Source organism: Bdellovibrio bacteriovorus (genome assembly GCF_002208115.1).
Lineage (GTDB): Bacteria > Bdellovibrionota > Bdellovibrionia > Bdellovibrionales > Bdellovibrionaceae > Bdellovibrio > Bdellovibrio bacteriovorus_C.
Window position 1 is genome coordinate 1,691,603 of the sequence record NZ_CP020946.1, and the last position, 18,862, is coordinate 1,710,464.

17 protein-coding genes are annotated in these 18,862 nt (G+C 50.1%); 10 read left to right on the forward strand and 7 right to left on the reverse strand.

The window, feature by feature from the left end; translation table 11 throughout:
• Positions 1-45: 45 nt before the first annotated feature.
• Both B9G79_RS08065 and B9G79_RS08070 read left to right on the forward strand, forming a co-directional pair.
• The gene (locus B9G79_RS08065; RefSeq protein ID WP_088565064.1) at positions 46-327 is read left to right on the forward strand and encodes a metal-sensitive transcriptional regulator; all 282 of its coding nucleotides are present in this window, start codon (positions 46-48) and stop codon (positions 325-327) included.
• 6 nt (positions 328-333) lie between these two features.
• Positions 334-2,508, forward strand: a complete 2,175-nt coding sequence (locus B9G79_RS08070) for a heavy metal translocating P-type ATPase (RefSeq protein ID WP_088565065.1) — start codon at positions 334-336, stop codon at positions 2,506-2,508.
• Between the two features lie 13 nt (positions 2,509-2,521).
• Here the strand turns inward: B9G79_RS08070 and B9G79_RS08075 are convergent, their stop codons facing one another.
• From B9G79_RS08075 to B9G79_RS08085, 3 genes are read right to left on the reverse strand one after another with little or no spacing between them, the layout of a single operon-like run.
• Positions 2,522-4,111 carry a hypothetical protein gene (locus B9G79_RS08075; protein ID WP_088565066.1) on the reverse strand — a complete coding sequence of 530 codons (1,590 nt, stop codon included), beginning with the start codon at positions 4,109-4,111 and terminating at the stop codon, positions 2,522-2,524.
• Between the two features lie 43 nt (positions 4,112-4,154).
• Positions 4,155-4,502, reverse strand: coding sequence for a DMT family protein (locus tag B9G79_RS08080; RefSeq protein ID WP_198298061.1), 348 nt, complete (start codon positions 4,500-4,502; stop codon positions 4,155-4,157).
• Entirely contained in the window at positions 4,499-6,106 is a 1,608-nt protein-coding gene (locus tag B9G79_RS08085) for a Na/Pi cotransporter family protein (RefSeq protein WP_088565068.1), read from the reverse strand. Before B9G79_RS08085 ends, B9G79_RS08080 begins: the two co-directional genes overlap by 4 nt.
• Positions 6,107-6,255: 149 nt before the next feature.
• Here B9G79_RS08085 and B9G79_RS08090 point away from each other — a divergent pair, with 149 nt between their 5' ends.
• A complete protein-coding gene (locus tag B9G79_RS08090) occupies positions 6,256-6,675 on the forward strand; it encodes a (deoxy)nucleoside triphosphate pyrophosphohydrolase (protein WP_088565069.1) in 420 nt (139 codons plus the stop codon).
• On the opposite strand, the gene B9G79_RS08095 is transcribed toward B9G79_RS08090, so the two are convergent.
• A complete protein-coding gene (locus B9G79_RS08095; RefSeq protein ID WP_232469275.1) occupies positions 6,660-7,049 on the reverse strand; it encodes a thiol-disulfide oxidoreductase DCC family protein in 390 nt (129 codons plus the stop codon). The genes B9G79_RS08090 and B9G79_RS08095 overlap by 16 nt on opposite strands.
• Positions 7,050-7,128: 79 nt before the next feature.
• On the opposite strand from B9G79_RS08095, the gene B9G79_RS08100 reads away from it, so the two are divergent.
• Positions 7,129-7,746 carry an LON peptidase substrate-binding domain-containing protein gene (locus tag B9G79_RS08100; RefSeq protein WP_088565071.1) on the forward strand — a complete coding sequence of 206 codons (618 nt, stop codon included), beginning with the start codon at positions 7,129-7,131 and terminating at the stop codon, positions 7,744-7,746.
• On the opposite strand, the gene B9G79_RS08105 is transcribed toward B9G79_RS08100, so the two are convergent.
• Entirely contained in the window at positions 7,739-8,647 is a 909-nt protein-coding gene (locus B9G79_RS08105) for a COX15/CtaA family protein (protein ID WP_088565072.1), read from the reverse strand. The two genes, B9G79_RS08100 and B9G79_RS08105, sit on opposite strands and share 8 nt — an antisense overlap.
• 89 nt (positions 8,648-8,736) lie before the next feature.
• Between B9G79_RS08105 and B9G79_RS08110 the strand changes: the two genes are divergently transcribed.
• The 5 genes from B9G79_RS08110 (at position 8,737) to B9G79_RS08130 (ending at position 15,613) form a co-directional block, all read left to right on the forward strand.
• Positions 8,737-9,669, forward strand: a complete 933-nt coding sequence (locus B9G79_RS08110) for a cation diffusion facilitator family transporter (protein WP_088565073.1) — start codon at positions 8,737-8,739, stop codon at positions 9,667-9,669.
• A gap of 215 nt (positions 9,670-9,884) precedes the next feature.
• The gene (locus B9G79_RS08115; RefSeq protein ID WP_232469276.1) at positions 9,885-12,905 is read left to right on the forward strand and encodes a hypothetical protein; all 3,021 of its coding nucleotides are present in this window, start codon (positions 9,885-9,887) and stop codon (positions 12,903-12,905) included.
• Entirely contained in the window at positions 12,905-13,366 is a 462-nt protein-coding gene (locus B9G79_RS08120; RefSeq protein ID WP_088565074.1) for a hypothetical protein, read from the forward strand. Before B9G79_RS08115 ends, B9G79_RS08120 begins: the two co-directional genes overlap by 1 nt.
• Positions 13,363-14,349: a hypothetical protein gene (locus B9G79_RS08125; RefSeq protein ID WP_088565075.1), complete on the forward strand. Its 987-nt coding sequence runs from the start codon at positions 13,363-13,365 to the stop codon at positions 14,347-14,349. Before B9G79_RS08120 ends, B9G79_RS08125 begins: the two co-directional genes overlap by 4 nt.
• A gap of 19 nt (positions 14,350-14,368) precedes the next feature.
• Complete coding sequence (locus B9G79_RS08130; RefSeq protein WP_088565076.1) at positions 14,369-15,613, forward strand: calcium-binding protein; 1,245 nt, start codon at positions 14,369-14,371, stop codon at positions 15,611-15,613.
• A gap of 1 nt (position 15,614) precedes the next feature.
• Here B9G79_RS08130 and B9G79_RS08135 read toward each other — a convergent pair whose 3' ends face one another.
• Complete coding sequence (locus tag B9G79_RS08135; protein ID WP_088565077.1) at positions 15,615-16,103, reverse strand: TlpA family protein disulfide reductase; 489 nt, start codon at positions 16,101-16,103, stop codon at positions 15,615-15,617.
• The gene (locus tag B9G79_RS08140; RefSeq protein WP_088565078.1) at positions 16,104-17,504 is read right to left on the reverse strand and encodes an ABC1 kinase family protein; all 1,401 of its coding nucleotides are present in this window, start codon (positions 17,502-17,504) and stop codon (positions 16,104-16,106) included.
• A 48-nt stretch (positions 17,505-17,552) separates the two neighbouring features.
• Here B9G79_RS08140 and B9G79_RS08145 point away from each other — a divergent pair, with 48 nt between their 5' ends.
• Positions 17,553-18,860: a cryptochrome/photolyase family protein gene (locus B9G79_RS08145; protein WP_088565079.1), complete on the forward strand. Its 1,308-nt coding sequence runs from the start codon at positions 17,553-17,555 to the stop codon at positions 18,858-18,860.
• Positions 18,861-18,862 lie beyond the last annotated feature (2 nt).

Consider the following 18,862-nt stretch of genomic DNA (forward strand, 5'->3'; position numbering starts at 1 on the left):
CATACCCCAGGGGGGTATATACTGGAACTGAAATCGAGGTGTGTCATGAAAAAAGAATCCGGTCAGCATCCCGACCACAGTGGTCATTTAAAGCGTCTCAACCGTGTCCGCGGTCAGTTGGATGGCATTCAGAACATGATCGAAGAACGTCGTTATTGTCCTGACATAGTTTTCCAGATCCGCGCGGCCGCAAAAGCGCTGCAGGCGATGGAAAATGAGATTATGCGGACCCATGTCCACGGTTGCGTAAAGACCGCGATCAAATCCAAGGACGAAAAAGAAATCTCTAAAAAAATCGACGAGATCATGAATCTCGTCAGTAAGTAGGTCGTTATGGAAACACAAAACAACAGTACCGAGTTGCAACTTATTGGCATGTCCTGTGTGAATTGTGCAGGCAAGATTGAAAAGACATTAAATGGTTTGCCGGGTGTGACGGCAACAGTGAACTTTGCCACAGAAAAAGCCCAGGTGAATCTGGGGGACAGTCCCCTGACAGTTGAAAACCTGATTAAAACCATCCAGGAGTTGGGGTATCAGGCTTTTGAAGTGAACTCAGAAGTCGACGCCCAAAAGCTGAAAGAGGAGGCTGCGGCTGAGTACCGCAAAGAACTGCGTCTGTTCATTATCTCAGCGATTCTGACGGCGCCCTTTCTGGTTGAGATGGCCGTGATGCTGAGTGGGGCGGGTCATGAAATGATTCCGCGCTGGGTGCAGTGGATTTTGGCGACGCCGGTTCAGTTCTGGGTCGGGTGGAGATTTTATCGTGGATCTTATTACGCCTTGAAGTCGGGCAGCGCCAATATGGATGTGCTGGTGGCCTTGGGGACGACGATGGCATATGGCTTGAGTGCGGTGATGACGGCCATGAGCTGGCATCATCATCACGTTTATTTCGAGGCCAGCACTGCGGTCATTACCTTGATTCTGCTGGGTAAGTTAATGGAAAGCCGCGCGAAGGGGAAAACCTCGGAAGCGGTGGAAGGTCTGCTGCGCCTGCAGCCGAAAAAGGCCATGGTGGAAAGAAACGGCGAAGTGGTTTCTTTGGATATCAGCGAACTGGTGGCCGGTGACATCGTGGTGGTGAAAAATGGCGAATCCATTCCGGTGGATGGTGTGGTGGTGCAGGGACTTTCGACTGTGGATGAGTCGATGCTGACCGGCGAAAGTATGCCGGTACAAAAGGCTGTCGATGATCACGTTTATGCAGCGACTCTGAATCAGGATGGCAGTCTGCGCATTAAAGCCACGGGTGTGGGCAGCAAGACTCAGTTAGCGCAAATCATTAAGATAGTGACGACGGCTCAAGGTTCGAAAGCTCCTATTCAGCGTCTTGCGGATAAGATTTCAGCGGTCTTTGTGCCCGTGGTCGTTGCTATCAGCGTGCTGACATTCTTTGGGACCTGGCTGTGGACCGGGGATTTGACGATGGCGTTTATTTCGTCCGTTTCGGTCCTGGTTATTGCCTGTCCGTGTGCTTTGGGTTTGGCAACGCCGACCGCCGTGGTTGTGGGAATTGGCAAGGGCGCTCAGGCCGGAGTTTTGTTCCGCGACGCCAAAGCCTTGGAGCTGGCCGAAAAAATTGATGTTCTGGTCTTGGATAAAACCGGCACTATCACGGAAGGAAAGCCCGTGGTCACAGAAATTCATGTGACTTCCGGTCAGGATAAAAAAGAGGTGCTGACTTTTGCGGCAAGTCTTGAGGCGGGATCGTCGCATCCTTTGGCTCACGCTATTTTGGAAGAAGCCAAAAAAGAGGGATTGTCCCTGGTTCAGGTTGAAAATTTCCAAAGCGTGATGGGGCAGGGTGTGGAAGGCCGCATTCAGGGACGCTCACTGAAGCTGGGTAAGAGCGGCTGGGTGGCGCCGGAGTTTTCCTTGAATCAGGAGCTTTTAAAGACTCTTGAATCCAAAGGTCAGACTTTGATGGTGCTCGCGGATGACGCTCGTGTCCTGGGGTATATCGCGGTGGCCGACCGTATCCGTGAAAGCTCGAAAGAAGCCATCGCCGATATTCAAAAGCGCGGTGTGAAAGTCATGATGCTTACCGGGGACAACGAAGGCACTGCCAAAGAAATCTCCCGTCAGGCAGGAATCACTGACTACAAACACAGCGTGAAACCCGCCGACAAAGCCAATGTCATTGTGACCCTGAAACGCAAAAAACTGCGTGTGGCGATGGTGGGTGACGGTATCAATGATGCTCCGGCATTGGCGATGGCTGATGTCAGCTTCTCCATGTCTTCTGGAACTGATATTGCGATTGAAACTGCAGATGTCACTTTGATGAAGAATGATCTGAAGTCCGTGGCGCAGGCCATTGAACTGTCACATCTGACATTAAAGAAAATCCGTCAGAACCTGTTCTTTGCTTTCATCTACAACGTTCTGGGGATCCCACTGGCCGCATTAGGAATGCTCAACCCTGTCATCGCAGGGGCGGCCATGGCCATGAGCTCAGTCTCTGTAGTCAGCAACTCGTTGTTGCTGAAAAGAAAGAAGATCTAAAAGAACCAGGAACTTATTTTTCTTTGGTTTTGATGTAGGCTTCGCGCAGCCAGAGGCGGATGTGTTTTAGATAGTAGTCTTTCATTCCGAAGAAGACGAAGTGGTTCAGGAAGTAGTTTCCGCCACCTTTGTCTTTTTCGGTGTAATTCACGGTGCCGATGATTTCCGGGGTTTCCAGTTCTTCCGGGCGCCACAGGACGAATTCACGGAAGGCCCCGATACTGATCTCGCGATAGTATTTCATGATCAAGCCCGCTTCGGAAATCTGGGTGATCTCAACGGGATTGGCCACTTTCAGGGCGCTGCTGTCCTTGCGGCTGGCGATAGTGGTTTCGGTTTTGTTCACCAGCGAAGTTTTTGTCTTCAGCAGTTTTTTGAATATGTAAGTTTTGTCCAGCGGGGTGAAGAAAATTTCTTTGGTCCATGCGGACAAGGCCTTTACCTCATCAATGATCAAACGCTTGCGAGAGATCATGTAAAGCTCCGGGGCCTCGCTGAATTCCTGGTTGTAGATTTTGCAGCGATCTTTCAGGTATTGCTGAATCTGTTCCCATTTTTTCTGTTTTTCAATTTCAAAGTCAGCATAGTTCACAAAGACCATGTCAAACTGGGCCGGCAGCTCCTGGCGGTTCGGAGTTTCCTTGTTGGCAAGATCTGACAGCAATTGGCCAAAGTTGGAATAAGTGAAGACTTCGGTGTTTTCAAATCTTTCTGCCAGAAAGGTTTTCATTTCGATGGCCAAAGGCACATCTTCATCCAGCACCAGAATGCGGTTCTTGTTACCCAGAGAGTTTTTGATTGGTTCCTGAGAATGAGTTTTGTCCGTCAGGATATTTTTTCGAATCTGGCTGAGCTGCTGGTTGTCAGCGCCGAAGAACATGAATTCACACAGAAACTCTTTCGGAGAGATTTCTTTGCACGAGTGGCAGTACGCCAGCACCGAACGCTTGTGGTCCGTGGTGAAGGATTCGCTGTAATACTTGGTCATGGCACCAATGCGAATCTCGTGGTTGTTGATGGTGGTAAAGCCAATTTCGCTGATGCTGTGAAGCTCAACTTCTTTCAGCATTTCGATGGTTGAGCTGATCTGCATGGAGGCCACGGCGGTGGAGCTGACCGGGTGGTGGCCTGACAGGGCAAACTCCAGATGCTGGCGCAGAATCAGTTTGTCGAAGGGTTTAAAGATCACATTGTTGATAATGCGCTCTTCAGCCAGAGAGATATCAAAATCCGGGCTGTCAAAAGCCGTGATGATCAGGGCTGTGGGTTCTTGTGCCGAGCACATTTTCTTGCGCAGGAAGAACTCACGGGCGCGTTTGATCAGGCCCATGTTCTGCACGCCCAGGAATTCGTTTTTGGCGATCACCAGGCGAAGTTCGTGGGTGCTTGCGGGTGTCACATCCGGAGACGTGTCATCAGCATGGCGACGACCGCCGCCAGCCAGTGCTTTTGGCCCCTCAGTAACCGAAATTTTCAGCCATTCGTGGAATTCAGCCAGGTTCAGGAAAAAGCGAATAGAAAGCCCGGAATCTATGCTTTTTAAGGTCTCAAATAGATCCTTCTGTATGCGTTCATCATCTTCCAGGACATAAATGAACTTCATACTTTAATCGTATCCTAAAATGAGGCAAATAAGGGATTTATTTTTAAGGACTGCGAAAAATGAAATAAACCGCCCCCACAAGGCATAGGCCCGCCCAGAGGAAGTCCAGCTTCAGGGACTGTTTCATATAGAGAACCGAAAAGCCCGCAAAGACCACCATGGTGATCACTTCCTGCATGATTTTAAGCTGTGGCAGGGAATAGTAATCAGAGCCCAGGCGGTTGGCCGGAACCTGAAACACATATTCAAAGAAAGCCACGCCCCAACTGATCAGAATCACCAGCCACAGTGCCGAGGACTTCAGAGTCTTCAGATGACCGTACCAGGCAAATGTCATAAAGATGTTGGAAATGATCAGCAGACCAATAGGGGCAATAGCGTTATTCATCATGACTGGGACCTTTGATTGTAAGCATGGTTGCACAGAAGACTTGCGATACGACGGTATTCACTCAGCAGATCCAGGTGAATGGAGCTGGTGTTGATCGACGTGTTCAAGCCACGGTTCAGACGACTGATATGGTTTTCACGCAAAGAGATCTCGGTTTTTGCCAGGTCCCGCTTCAACTGAATGGCGGCTTCCGCCAGCTCTTTATTCTGATAGGCATTGATGGCCATGGAGGCCACTTTCACCACTTGTTCGTGCATTTGACGGATCTCTGCCCAGCCTTCATCAGAGAACTCCAGTTTCAGGGCGTTCTTTTTGATCGCCAGGGCCAGGATGTTGATGTCAATGGCGTCTGCCGCACGCTCAACGTCACTCAGGAACATAATCATGTTCATGACGTTCTGATGTACCACTGTGGTGGATTTGTTCGCGTGGTCCAGAAGGAACATCTTGGTTTCGCGATAAAGGAAATCGACCTTGTTGTCGCGGTCCTTGATAGAATCAAAGTCTTTCGGGTCATTCGTTTCAAACAAACGAAGGGAGTCCTTGATCATGCCCAGAACAATGTCCGCCGTGCGCATGATTTCGCGGTTGGCATAAGAGATGGCCAGAGCTGAACTTTGATAGTTGTTCATGTTCACGAACTCGGTTCCAAATTCTTCAGAGGCTGCTTTCGGGAACATCTTTTCGATCAGTTCAGCACCCTTGTTGATGAACGGGAAGAAGATGATCGAAGACAGGACGTTGAAGATCAGATGCGCGTTGGCGATCGACCGGGACTGGGTGGTGTCAAATGTCATCAGGAAGTCGATAAAGATCTGCGTGAATGGATAGAAGATCACCACGCTCAATGTTTTATAGAAGAAATGCGCCCAGGCCACCTGGCGGCCGATGTAGTTTCCACCGGCTGCGGCAATCAATGCCACAGAAGTCGTTCCGATGTTCGCACCATACACCCACAGCATGGCATCATAGAAGGTGATCGCTTTGACGGTTGCCAAACTCATGGCAAGACCAATTGTTACAGCCGAACTTTGCACGAAGGCACAGAACACCACAGAGATCAGCAGGGAATATCCAGGGTTGTCACGCAGGCTTTGGAAAACCTCGGTCAGCATTGGATTTTCAGCAAAGTGATGGGAGGAAATCGAAATCAGCTTCATCCCGAAGAACAGCAAGCCAAACCCCATAAAGACCAGGGACAGGTTCTTGAAGACTGTTTTCTTGGCTTTGAAATAGAATGCAAATGCCACGGTGAACACTGGCAGGGCGTACTGGGTCAGATCCAAAGAGATCAATTGAACCGTCAGGGTCGTACCGATGGCGGTTCCGATAATCACGCCCATCACCTGGCGCAGGTTGACCACGCGGGCAGAGCCCAAACCGACCAGCATGGACGTCACCGCCCCCGAGCTTTGCATCAGGGTGGTCAGAATCACCCCGGTCAGGATGGCCAGAAATTTACTTTGCGAAAGATGATTCAAGAGGCCGGTGATTTTTCCGGCCATCAGTTTCTCCAAAGAGCTGGAGGCCATGCTCATTCCGTAAAGGAAGAGTGCCACCCCGCTGACGAGGAGAATGAAGTACGAGTTGCCCGAGTCGATCATGATGCGTGTTCCCTCAAAACTCTGATGTTATCAAGGGGCTTCAATTTAAGGAAGCACCAATACTGTGCGTGAATCTTTCTTAGAGTAAAACAAATCCTTAAAAAACTCAAAAACCGCTTATATACTTTGGTCTTACAAAAGGAAATCTCATGACCAAGCAGCCGGTGTTAGTCGTCGCCGCCGTGATTCAAAGACAGGAAGACCCTGAAGGGCGAATTCTTGTGGTTCGCAGAGGCCCCGGCCAGTCCGGAGCAGGTTTTTGGGAGTTTCCAGGCGGGAAGGTGGAGGCCGGCGAGGCTCCCGAGCAGGCCCTGGTCCGCGAGATCATGGAAGAGCTGGCCCTCAGTGTCCGGGTGCATGAGCTGATTGGTGAAGAGGACTTTGCCTATCCGTCAAAAACCATCCGGCTTCGGGTGTATTGGGCATCGGTGAAGGGCGGCGAGGATCTGGTTCTGAGTGAGCATGACGACTTCAAATGGCAGCGGCCTGAAGAGATCGATGTGATGGCACTTTCGGCGGCGGATCGTCCGTTTGTTGAGTTGATTCAAAAAACTTACGGCAAAAGGTAAGAACGTTCCGCCGGGGTTGGAAGGCGACAAAACTCACGTTCGCCAAACCACGAGTGGCGGTTCTTGGCGATCAGTTTGTAAAACACATCACGCAAAGGGCCGGGGATGATCCAGGCCAGCGCAAAAAGTTTGTAGGCTCCACCGAGGCCGGTGAGGATCTTCAGGATTGCGGCAGAACGGTAATAAAGTTTGCCTGACTCAAAGTAAATCACTGTATCAAGATTGGTCCGGTCCTGAGCACTCAGAACCTCTTCGGCGGTTGTTCCTTGCAGAGGAGCAAAGAGATAAGTGTGGTTTTTGTCCCTGCTGATCACAGCATCGACAAAACCATTGCAAAGGTGGCAGACGCCATCAAAAAAGACCACATTTCGCATTGATATATCCACCTTTTCCATAGCAATTACAGGCTACAGTCCTTATAATCAAAGTTCAAGCAAGAGGAGTCGTGTTCGCATGGAAGTCTTTCTTTTTCCTCTAGTCAATGTGACCTTGTTCCCAAGGACCACCAAGCCTCTGAACATTTTTGAGCCCCGCTATCTTTCCATGATCAAGGAAGCTGTGGAAACCCAGACCCCGATTGCCGTGGGGTTTATTGAGGATCCCGCGAAGGTGATACCTGTGCGTCCAGGGGAGACAGTTCCCTTTGTGCGTGAGGTGGCCGGATACGGGTATGCTCAGATTATCGAAGAGCGCCTGAACGGCACTCTTTTGGTCTTTATTCAGGGACAGGGCAAGTTACGTCTGGGAAAGGTCCTTGATCGAGGAACCCCGTACATGGTTTGTGAGGCGCAGATTATTCCAGAGAAAACCGTGCTTGAGCCCAGCCTAAGGTTGGAGCTGAATTCGCTGCACAAGATTCTGACCCGTTGGATCCAGACGCATATTCCGGACCCGGCTCAGAGGGATATTTTCATGAGAAATCTGACTCACCCCGAGGAAATCGTGGGGAGTTTTGCTTCCTATCTGGTGCGCGACTATGATTTGCAGCAGATGGTATTGGAGTACGACGACATCAACGAGAAGGTGCATTTCCTGCACCGTCTGATGGAGTCCAACGAACTGACTACGTAAGTTTGTTGCTGCGGATGAAGAACACCCATTGCAGCAACACCACCCAGATACAGTGAGCCAGTGCCAAGTGCACGATCTTCATCCACACCGGCGCATGCAGAAGCAGCGTCGCAATTCCGAACAAAATCCCCGCAATCAAAAGACCCGTCATTTGCACCGAACGCTTTTGCACGAGCTGTGATTCGGTTGTCTGTGCCTTCAGCCAGAAGAACAGCGCAAGGCTGCCGCCGCCCAACAATGCCAGCACCGGGTGGAAACCGCGAATGCGCACCAGGAAGTGGGATTCGCTTGAGAAATCATCCAGCAACCCCTGGAGCAGGTTGTCCGTCGGGAAAAGAGAATTTGAAAGAGATGCCCAGGCGCCGGTGATGCCGATAACGACAATCACCCAGGGAAGCAGACGATAACGGCGGTCCTGGGTTGTGGGAACTCGCAAGTCTTCAGTTAACAAGGCGGCGGCATAGGTCAGTGCCACCGATCCCGTCAGCAGGAAAGAGTTGATCTGGTGTAACGCCATGATGAACGCGCGATAGGGAGTGTCGTTCGTGGTGACCAGGCCGAACAAAACCAGTTTTGCTCCCAGCAGAGCTTCTGAAATTGTGAAGATCAAAGTGGCCAGGGCCGCTTTGCGGGCATAGTGACCTTTTGGGTAAAGCTTGCGGGACACCCACCAGAAGTAAATCACCACCAAACCGTAAATTCCCGACATCAGACGATGGCCGTATTCAACCCAGGTTTTTCCGCGTTCAGCTTCCGGGATCAGTTGCCCGTGGCACAGCGGCCAGGTGTCGCCGCAACCATCACCAGAATGAGAAATCCTCACCCAAGCACCCCAAAGGATCACCAGAAGGGTGTAAACGAGCAGGCCAAATGCAAATTGCTTGTATTGAGAGCGTTTCATAGTGATTTTTGAAGTATCACGCCCGTTGGAGGGGGTCAATTCAAGGCTGTTCGATTGACTTCCAATCCCAGAAAAGCGTTAAATGAGCTATGTCTGAATCCAAGCACGCTCATCATCACCATTCGCATTCTCACGGCCACCACCATCATCATTCCCATGGCGCGGCGGTGGGGCGCATGACCTTTGCTTTGGTGCTGAATCTGACTTTCGCGGTGATTGAACTGATCGGCGGGCTTTGGACGAACTCGGTGGCGATTCTTTCAGATGCGCTTCATGATTTCGGTGACGCCATCGCGATGCTTTTGGCGATCATTCTGGAAAAGGTGTCGCACAAACAAAGTGATGGCAAGTTTTCCTATGGTTATCGTCGTTTTTCCACCCTCGGGGCGGTGATCACCGGTCTGATTTTGGTCTTGGGTTCGATCTTCATTCTGGTCGAGGCTGTACCGCGTTTGTTCGCCCCTCAGCAGCCCCATGCCGACGGCATGATTTTGCTGGCTTTTTTGGGAGTGGCGGTGAATGGTTTTGCGGCCTACCGCGTATCCAAGGGCGAGTCGCTGAATGAAAAAATGCTGATGTGGCATATGATCGAAGATGTTTTGGGCTGGGTGATGGTCCTTGTCGGCGCGCTGGTCATGAAATTTTTTGATGTGCCACAACTGGATGCGGGGATGGCGATCGCCCTAGCGTCGTGGATTTTGTACAATGTGGTTCGCAACTTGCGGGAGGCCTTGAAGGTGTTCCTGATGGCTTCGCCAAGTCATATTCAGGTGGCGGATGTGGAAAAAGCCATTTTGGAAGTGGATCAGGTGGTGGGTGTGCACCATGCGCATCTGTGGTCTTTGGATGGTGAAAGCCACATCTTTACAGGGCATGTAGTTGTGGCCAGCGGTGCGGGGGCTGCGGATATTGAAAAAATCAAAAATGAGGTCAAAAAAAGGGTGCGTGATTTCGGCATTGTCGAAGCCACCATCGAAACGGAATCTGATGGCACTCACTGCGCGGATCCGGAACACCACTAAGACTGTTTACAAATGAAACGTTTTTTAAGCCCGGCCCAGCCGGGCTTTTTCTTTTCCACAATCTCTGTCTGAGTCAGCTTCATTCCACAGTCGGCGCACTTCGCTTCAGCGTGAGACACGGCTTCATTTCAAATTCATAAAACTTTGTGATTTCCATCAGTTTTTTCATATAATTACCGATAAAGGTACGGGTCGTAGAAAATAAGGAACCATTTATGCTGAATACGGTACGTAACACCAAAGGTAATATTTTGCTGCAAATTCTCGCGGCCACCGCGGTGATGAGCACGTCCTTTTACTTTCTAACGAATTACGTGATCGGGCAAAGGCAGCAGGTCAGTAAGACCTCCAACGTCGTAAACCTGCGATTTGCTTTGAACAGTGCCATGGATTACGTGATTTTCGGGGTCCGTCAGAAGTACTGCTTCTCCAGCGACAATCTGCTGATGAATGACCTGGGGGCTGAGTGTAACCTGGCGCACACGGGAAGTGTTGAGCGTCTGATTATGTCCACTGAGCAGGAAAACTTCATTCGTCAGTTGGTGAATGACGGAAAAAATGTGGGCCCGCTGGAGTCCAACGCGCTGACTCAGAACAAGATTCGTCTGAAAACAATTGTGCGCCTGCTGGAAGTTGGCAAGGCAACAACAACGCATCCCTTATTCCCTGTCCTTGAAAGCTTAAAAACAGTTCGCAATGAAAACGGTGAAGTTGTCAAAGTCGCAGCTATTCGTGTGACGTTGACTCGCAATGAAAGCATCAACCTGCCAAAGGCAGGTCGTGAGGTGTATGTTGATTCCCGTGTCGATCTGGTGGATTCCCTTGGCAATGTTAAGCCGATTAAAGTGGGCAATAAAGAGCTAAGTCTGAAATCCCAGATCGTTATTTACCCGCGTGAGGTGGGATCTTTTGCCTTGCTAGTGCCGCAGGATCTGTACATGGACCGCTCGTGGGATTCGCCGATGAATGCCGGGGATGTGGCTTTGCACAAGTTCTCCAGCCGCAAAGAAATGGCGGGAAGCTCTGGCCTTGTTTTCCAGAGTCCGGTGTTTGTAAATCGCAATATCTATTTGCCTACGGATGAGTCGGGTGATGATGCTTCTCCGGATTCCATCAATTATGCCGGTGTGACGTTTGCTGACCGGGTGTATATGGGGAACGGTGATATCATGACTTCCAAAGGGAAGTTTTCGCCGAGATCCTCGGGCCAGATGGGAGACCGTTTCTGGGCGGATGTTCGCACCTTTGGGGGATTCCTCAAAGGGGTTGAAAACGACGGGGGGCTTGATGCCGGTCTCGTCTATCTTTCTGATAAAACCAAAAGCATTAATGTTGATAAAACTTTGATGGCCAAGTGTCAGGACATGAGCACCAAGCAGGCGGATAAAACCAGCGTTTACCGTTCAGAGTTGGGCGCTCGCAGGACCGATGACGGCTATAATGAAGCCGATTACCGTCTTTATCTGTCGAACTGGAACTATTTCAGTCGTCAGAGTAATGCCCTGCAGGTCGATAAAACAAGATGGGGTAACGGAAAAGTCGAGGTCGACTCCAATGATTACAATGATGCGGTCGTGAAGATTATGCTGGCCGTGGGTGATCGCGTTGTTGAGGCCCAGTTGCCTCGCACGGGGTCTGTGACCTTCACTCCTGAAGTGGGATCTGCGGCATTTGAATCCGCGTTGAGGAGCAAAGTCAAAGCCTCTCAGACGACTTATGATGCTGCTGTAAAGGCGGAATCCGATCTGACTGACTCCCTGGCTTCTTATCGTGCGGATCTTAAGGATAAAGAGGCTGATCTTTCCGCTGAAATGGCTAAACCCGTGAAGGGCAGTCTTGCTGGTGGCAGCACAGGCTCCGGATCAGGTTCTGGCACGGGTACCGGCACTGGTACTGGAAGTGGCACCGGCAGCGGTGGCACTAAGACAGTTGAAAAAACTTTGGAATCAGAATCGACAGTGGAAGATTCTGGCGTAGCGGACTCAGGCTCTGGTTCCGGTTCCGGCTCCACAGGTACGGGCGGAACCAAAATTGACTATCGCGATGAAAAACTCGTGGCAGAGCTGGAAAGAGCAATCAGTGATCTTAAAAAAATTATCAGCGATTTGAACAATAATAAAATTCCGGCCCAGTCTTCGGTGGTGAATCTGGCATCCAAACAACTGGATACAGACAAAACTGCTTTGAATACTTATGAGCTGCAAAAAGCCAATCCGCCAAAAATTACGGTGGAGGTTTCCAAGGCTTCTAACGCCTATTACTTTGACAAGCTCAATCTGGAAGTGTCTGCGAAAAACGTGCAGAACATGATTGATAAAAACGGGAACTATTCTGAACCGGTCATCGGTGTTCAGGCCTACGACAGTACATACTATAAAAGTAACCCGATCGATCCAAAGAACGAGAACACCAAATTGTTGGGTTACATCAACATGACCTTCAATAATAACAAGACCCAGTTGAATTTCCCTTCGAATATTTCCCGCGAACCAAAAGGCGGATCAGCGGTTCAATTGGCCGAGGACAATGACCTTGAGACCATGATGACCGAATGTTCGAAAGCCTATGGTACGATGACCTCGGCTTCCTTTGGTGGTGCCGGCTGGGATGTCAGCTTTGCGCCTACTGCACGAACCTCCTGGAACTTTGCGGGGGCGGATGACAGCAAGGATATGAAGGCCGACCCGGCATTGGCCACTTTTGAGTTCGACAACATGACCCAGGCAAATGCGACCTTCCAGGTGCGCTCTATCGTCGGGAAATGTGTGATCAAGGCCAGTACGACTTTTGTTACCGGCTTTATGACCTGTGATGAACTTCACATTGAGGCCAGAAGTGCTCCTCTAAGAATTATCGGGACCTTTATTGTGGGTCGAATGAAAATTCATCCGACCGCCATCAAATCCGGGATCAACTGGAGCAGCGTCTATCATCCTCAGGCCACCCGCGAATTGCGAGCGGCAGGAAATCCACGAATTCTTCGTTCATTCAGTGGCACGGACTGTAATGCGACCAGCAATGAACCTATTTGGCATCCCATCCCTTCAATCAAGGCCGTGGCCGATCGTATGAATTGCAATACGATCAGTCTTCGTGCCAAGGCTGATCCATTCCAGTGGACTTCAGTGGATCCGGATTGTGGTATTGCGGCGGGAACCATGGCATCCAACACCACATGTAAACGCCGTTTGGTTCGATTCTTCGTGGTTGAACAGTCCCGCGAGGGAGGTATTTAATGAAAATGCAGAACGTAATTGGCAATCAGAAAGGTCAGACCATTGTTGAAGCCATTGTGGGCTTTGGTTTGATTACCATGGTGGGATTGACCTTCGTTGGCGGAATGGTGTCCCTGCGTAACACCACGAAAAGCACAATCCTGCTTTCTTCCACTGACAAGCAGGTGACTGATATTGCTGAAAACATCAAAGCAGGTGTTGAAAACTATCAGATCAATTATGACTCCAATCGCAGTGTGTCCGAACTGTTGAATCCGGATAATCTGCCGATGGCATGGGATAACGGAAAGGTGGCTTTGCGCAAGGAATGTGAAACCTGCCAGGGCACCTATGGCTATGTGATCCAGCCTTATCCAGAATTCCGCGGACTTTATAAAGTGACTTTGCGAGTGACTCATAAGTCGTGGATTGAAAAGGGTGAGGCCTTTAAAGACTATCATTTCGTGGTGAGTGCAAAATGAAGAATTTAAACAATCACGGTTTAACGGCAGTTGAATTGGTTATCGGGGTGGGGTTGGTCGCCATTCTGACAAGTGTCGTTGTAACGACGCAGCTGACTGTTACCAAAGATCAAGTGAAGATGACCAAAGAGCTGGAAGACTCCATTGATACCAAGCTGGCAGAACGAATTCTGTTCAGTGATTTTAACAATGTGGATCCTTCCTATAACAATCTGACCGTGAAGGATGATTCCGGGAAGATGTTTTTTGACTATTACCCTGATGTTCCTGCCAACGCCATTAAAAATGGACTTGAAAGGAATGCGACTCTTTCTCTGACGGGCAGAAAAGAATTCGTGATCATGACACAGGATCCGGCAGCCGGTGGCGTGCTGGTGTACGACCCGGTTTTTGCTTATGAGGTCGGACCCGCTCCGGATGATTTCAATGTGGCTGCAAGTCTTACATTCAAGGGTTTGAATTATAACGATAAGGTGGCTTCCCAAAGACCTGCGATGTGGAATACTGGTCGTACCGTCATGCTGGATACGCCGGCCCGACTGCGCCCGCTGGTTAATGGCGTGGCCAATATGCAGGTGGCGCCGCGAAGTCCCATTTACGTGGGTACAGTTCATGGAATCAGCACGGTTTCAGACTCTAATATCAGTACGTACGTGAATATGAATCACCCGGAAACAGGCGAACATCTGGCTTCTGCGGACTTGTTCCTGCGTCGAGCACCTTCCATTGGGGGTGGTCAAAGTCTGATTCGTCTGCGCGCGGTGCATTTGATCAAATACTATCTGGAAGAAATGAAAGAAACCGGCAGTACTCAGCGTATGGCAAGACTGTACAAGGTGAGTTATGCAGAGGGGCGTTGGGGAACGCCGGTTCTGCTGGCCGATCGGGTGGAGAAATTAAGTCTTCGCCGCGATTCGATTCTGAAACGAATGATTTATTTTAAAGTTAAGAAAGTTGATACGACTAAGACCGCAAGTCTGTAGTTGTTTTCAGGGGGAAATTATGGGGAACAATAAATTCAAAATGATCGTAGTCGCGGGGATGTTGATCTCTGGCGCAGCTCAGGCTGAAGACAAAGACTTCCCGATGTCGGTGAACAGTGCCAGTTCCGGTGAAACGGTGACGGCGGCGCCTGCTTCCGGCATGGTCAGTCGCGCAGCAAAGGACACAGTCACAGTTAGGTTGAATAACTCTTGTTTCCCAACGAATCTTCGCGGGGTGACAAATCCTTTGGCTGCGACGGCAATTATCACAGCGCAGTTTACCCTGGTGCTTGGTGGTAAGGACTATGCATTCACAGTGAAGTACCCCAGTGACCTGGTTCTGAAAACAGGAATGACGACAGGAACTCCGGCGCCGATGGCGGCGGACAAATTTGTTGTCAGTGGCGCTTCCGGCACGGCAGCTCTGTTTGGAAACACAGTTTTGATGAAAACAAAAGTTCCGACCACGGTCAGTGTTGATGACGAGGGGCAGGTGATGATCCCTGAAAAAGGTGACGTATCCCTGAAATCCTCAAGCTTCGTGCAGACTGTGAACTGTGATGGCTCGGCAGCGGTATACGGTCAATACGGCTATTCCTCTTATACTCCCACCCGCAAATGCGGTGACTATATGGGTAAGGACGGCGCCATTACAGCGTCTTTCGGTGGAATTTCAGTGTCAGCGGATAAATCGGTGGTGGACATCAACGTGTCCTTCCCGGGTGAAACAGGTTTCTGCGGTGGTTACTGGTCGCCGTTGATGGTCTTCTTTGACGATCAAAGACCAAACTTCAATAACATGAGCGACTTCCCGTTGAATCCGATTGGCAAAACGCACTGGCCGGAAGCCAACGCTCCAGGCTGGTTCGTGGCTTTGGACCGTGACAAATCCGGAAAAATCGACCAGAAGGATGAGCTCTTCGGTGACAATGCGTCTCAGGTGAACGGATTTGAGGTGCTAAGAGCCTTTGATTCCAACAAAGATGGTGTGATCGATCACCGTGACAAGGGCTTCAAAAAGCTGGTGATGTGGCAGGATAAAAACGGCGATGGCATCTCTCAGAAAGACGAGATGATCCCGCTGCACACCAAAGTCACCAAGATCTCATTGAACTATGAAAAGGGTGTGGTAAGTCCGATTGGTGCTTATGCCGAGGCCCGCGAGCGTGCGGATTTCTGGTATAAAGACGGCAAGAAGATCAAAAAAGGCAAGATCGTGGATATCTGGCTGGCTCCGGCAGAAACGAAGCTCAGTCAAAGATAGGTCACTGCTTTAAAAGTTCCTGAATTTTCTTTTCCAAAGCCTGTGAGTTTTTTTCGTCATAACCACGATAAAAAACCACAGGCTTTAACTTTTTATCAAACACATAAAGTGTCGGCAAAGCGAGAACTTTAAAGTCCTCCAGAACCAGACGTCCCTGGTCGTGATAAAGCGGGAACTCAAGTTTGACGGTCTTTAAAAAGGCCTCGCGTTCAGCGACCTCTTCGTCTTCGTTCACTCCCAGCACCACCAGTCCCTGACTGCGATACTTTTTATAGAGGCTGTTATAGTGCGGCAAAGCGGCTTTGCACGGCTCACACCAAGCCGCCCAGAAGTCCACCAGAACAACCTTACCCTGAAGGTCCTTGAGTGTTTTGATATCGCTTTTATTCAAAGCCACCGTCGGCAGTCGTTTGAATTCCACGGTGGAGGGCATTTCTTTGGCAAAGACCGAAGAGGCGCAAAGCAAAAGCAATACAGGCAGAAATCTCATTTAAGAGATCCTTTCAATATACTTTAAAAGCAAATCCCGCCCGCGCACCTTGGCCCGCAGGACCGCGAGGAAGATAAACACCCCGCCGGTCTTGCGATCCAGGAAAATGATTTCCCGCGGAGGCGTGCGGAAATGGAAGCCACGGATGATCTGAAATACTTTTTTGGAAAGTCGCTGGGGCAGGGTGGTGTTTTTCCAGTCATAAGTTCCATCCGCTGCAATCTGTCCCTGGTTGTTGCGGGGATCGGTGTATTCAATAAACGGCTCGACCGTTTCAAAGCAAAATTCTTCAAACACCTGCTTTAAGACCGGATCATCATTGTCATGGACGAACTTTAAATCCATGGCCGCCTTCATAAACAGAGCCCGGTCGTTCAGCAGTGAGCCCTTGACCATGCGGCGATAAGGAGTCAGGAAGTCCAGATCATAGGAACGGGTCGCGCCGAAATCAAAAAGAACCAACTGATCCCGCCCCTGGGGATCAATGCGGATGCGATAGTTGCCGGCGTGAGGATCGGTTTGAACGACGCCCCACTCAAAGATTTCTTTGAAGTAAAGATCCAGGAAATTCAATGCCAAGCGGTTGCGGCGTTCCTGTGGCAGGCTTTGAATCAGGGAATCATCGGCGCGCAGGCCTCTTTCAAAGGTGGTGGCCAGAATGCGGGGCCCTGAAAATTCACGAATGACTTTGGGAACCACAAAGCGGCTGTCGCCAGCCAGGCGGTTGTGAAAATCCTCTGTCAGAGTGGCTTCCATCTCATAGTCGGTTTCCTGCACCAGCATTTCCCGAACCTCGGCAAACACCGGATCCATATTGAAATCCTTGGGCAGAAGTTTCAAGGTGCCCAGAAGTGTCTTGATCGCGCGAAGATCACTGTCGATGGCGCGGTCCACATTCGGGTACTGGATTTTCAGCACAATGCTTTCGCCCGTGGCCTTGATGCGCGCACGGTGAACCTGACCCATTGAAGCGGAGGCTAGGGCTTCTTTTTCAATTTCCAGAAGCTCCAGCTTTTCCGGAGGCAGTTGCTTTTTCAAAGTCGGCTCGATCGCCTCCCAAGAAAGAGGTGGGGAATCATGCTGCAGGGACTTCAACAGGTCATTGGCTTCCGGAGGCAGAAAATGTTCGCCATACATGGAAAGCATCTGGCCGGCCTTCATCAGGCTGCCTTTAAGTTCACCCAGTTCCGCACTGATGCTTTGAGCCTGGTTTTGCAAAAGCTGTTTCCAGGTTTCCTCTTTGGACTCTTTGGATTTTAAAGCGGTGGTGACCCCGTGCTGGGCGATGGAGGCTCCGGCTTGGATGGTTAATTTGGCCAGAGAAAGACTGCGCGAAAAGACCGAGGATTTGATCTTCTCAATCTTTTTTGTATGTTTTTTGGCAGACTTTTTTTCGTCCATAGAATCCCAATTTACCTTAAGTAGGTGAAATGTTAAACTTTTATTCCTATGTCAAAAGTCACAGTTTTTTGGTTCCGCCGCGATCTCCGTCTAGATGATAATGCGGGGCTGTATCACGCCCTTAAAGAACGCTCTGCGGTGTTGCCGCTGTTTATCTTTGATTCTGAAATCCTGGAAAAACTCGACGACCCCGCAGATGCGCGAGTGACATTCATTTATGATCAGATTCAGGATCTTAAACAGCAATTGAAAGCCAAAAAATCGGATTTGCTGGTTCGCCATGGCAAACCTCTGGAGGTCCTTAAAGACCTGTCAGCCGAAATGACAATTGAAGCCATTTACACCAATCATGACTATGAGCCGGCGGCCCGCAAACGGGATGAGAAGGTGGCAGCCTGGGCGGCGAAAGAGCACATTGCGTTTTTAACTTTCAAGGATCAGTGCCTGTTTGAAAAAGACGAGATCCTGACCGATGCGCGAAAGCCCTACACCGTGTATACGCCTTACAAAAACAAGGTGCTGGCGAACCTGACTCCGTTTTATCTGAAGTCGTATCCCAATGAGCTGTATGAAAGCAGTTACGCCAAAGTCAAAAAAACCGAGGCGATGCCGACGTTGAAAAGTCTGGGCTTTGAGCGCAGCCAGATCGAGTTCCCGCCGATGGAACTATCCACAAAAATGTTGAAGACCTATCAGGCGACGCGGGACTTTCCGGCCAACGAAAAGGGCACATCCCACCTGGGACTGCATCTGCGCTTCGGGACTTTAAGTGTGCGTGAACTGGCACGCGAAGCCAAAAAGTATTCACCCGTTTGGTTGAGCGAACTGATCTGGCGTGATTTCTTTATGCAGATTCTGTGGCATTTTCCCCAAGTGGAAAAACAGAGTTTCCGTCCCGAGTACGACAAAATCGCCTGGCGTACGTCCAAGGCCGATTTTCAGAGGTGGTGTGAGGGGCAAACCGGGTACCCTCTGGTGGATGCAGGTATGCGGGAACTGAATGCCACTGGATATATGCACAACCGCGTGCGCATGGTGGTGGCAAGTTTCCTGTGCAAGCACCTTTTGATTCATTGGTATGAAGGCGAACGGTACTTTGCCAAAAAGCTTTTGGACTATGATTTATCAGCCAACAATGGCAACTGGCAGTGGGCGGCAGGATCAGGTTGTGATGCGGCTCCGTACTTTAGAATCTTCAACCCGCAAACTCAGTTTGAGAAGTTTGATCCGGATGGCAAGTATGTGCAAAAATGGGTTCCAGAGTACGGAACGGATGCATATCCAGAGCCCATGGTGGATCACAACGAAGCCCGCGGGCGCTGTTTACAGGCATTCACCAAGGTTTTGAAAAAGTAGGA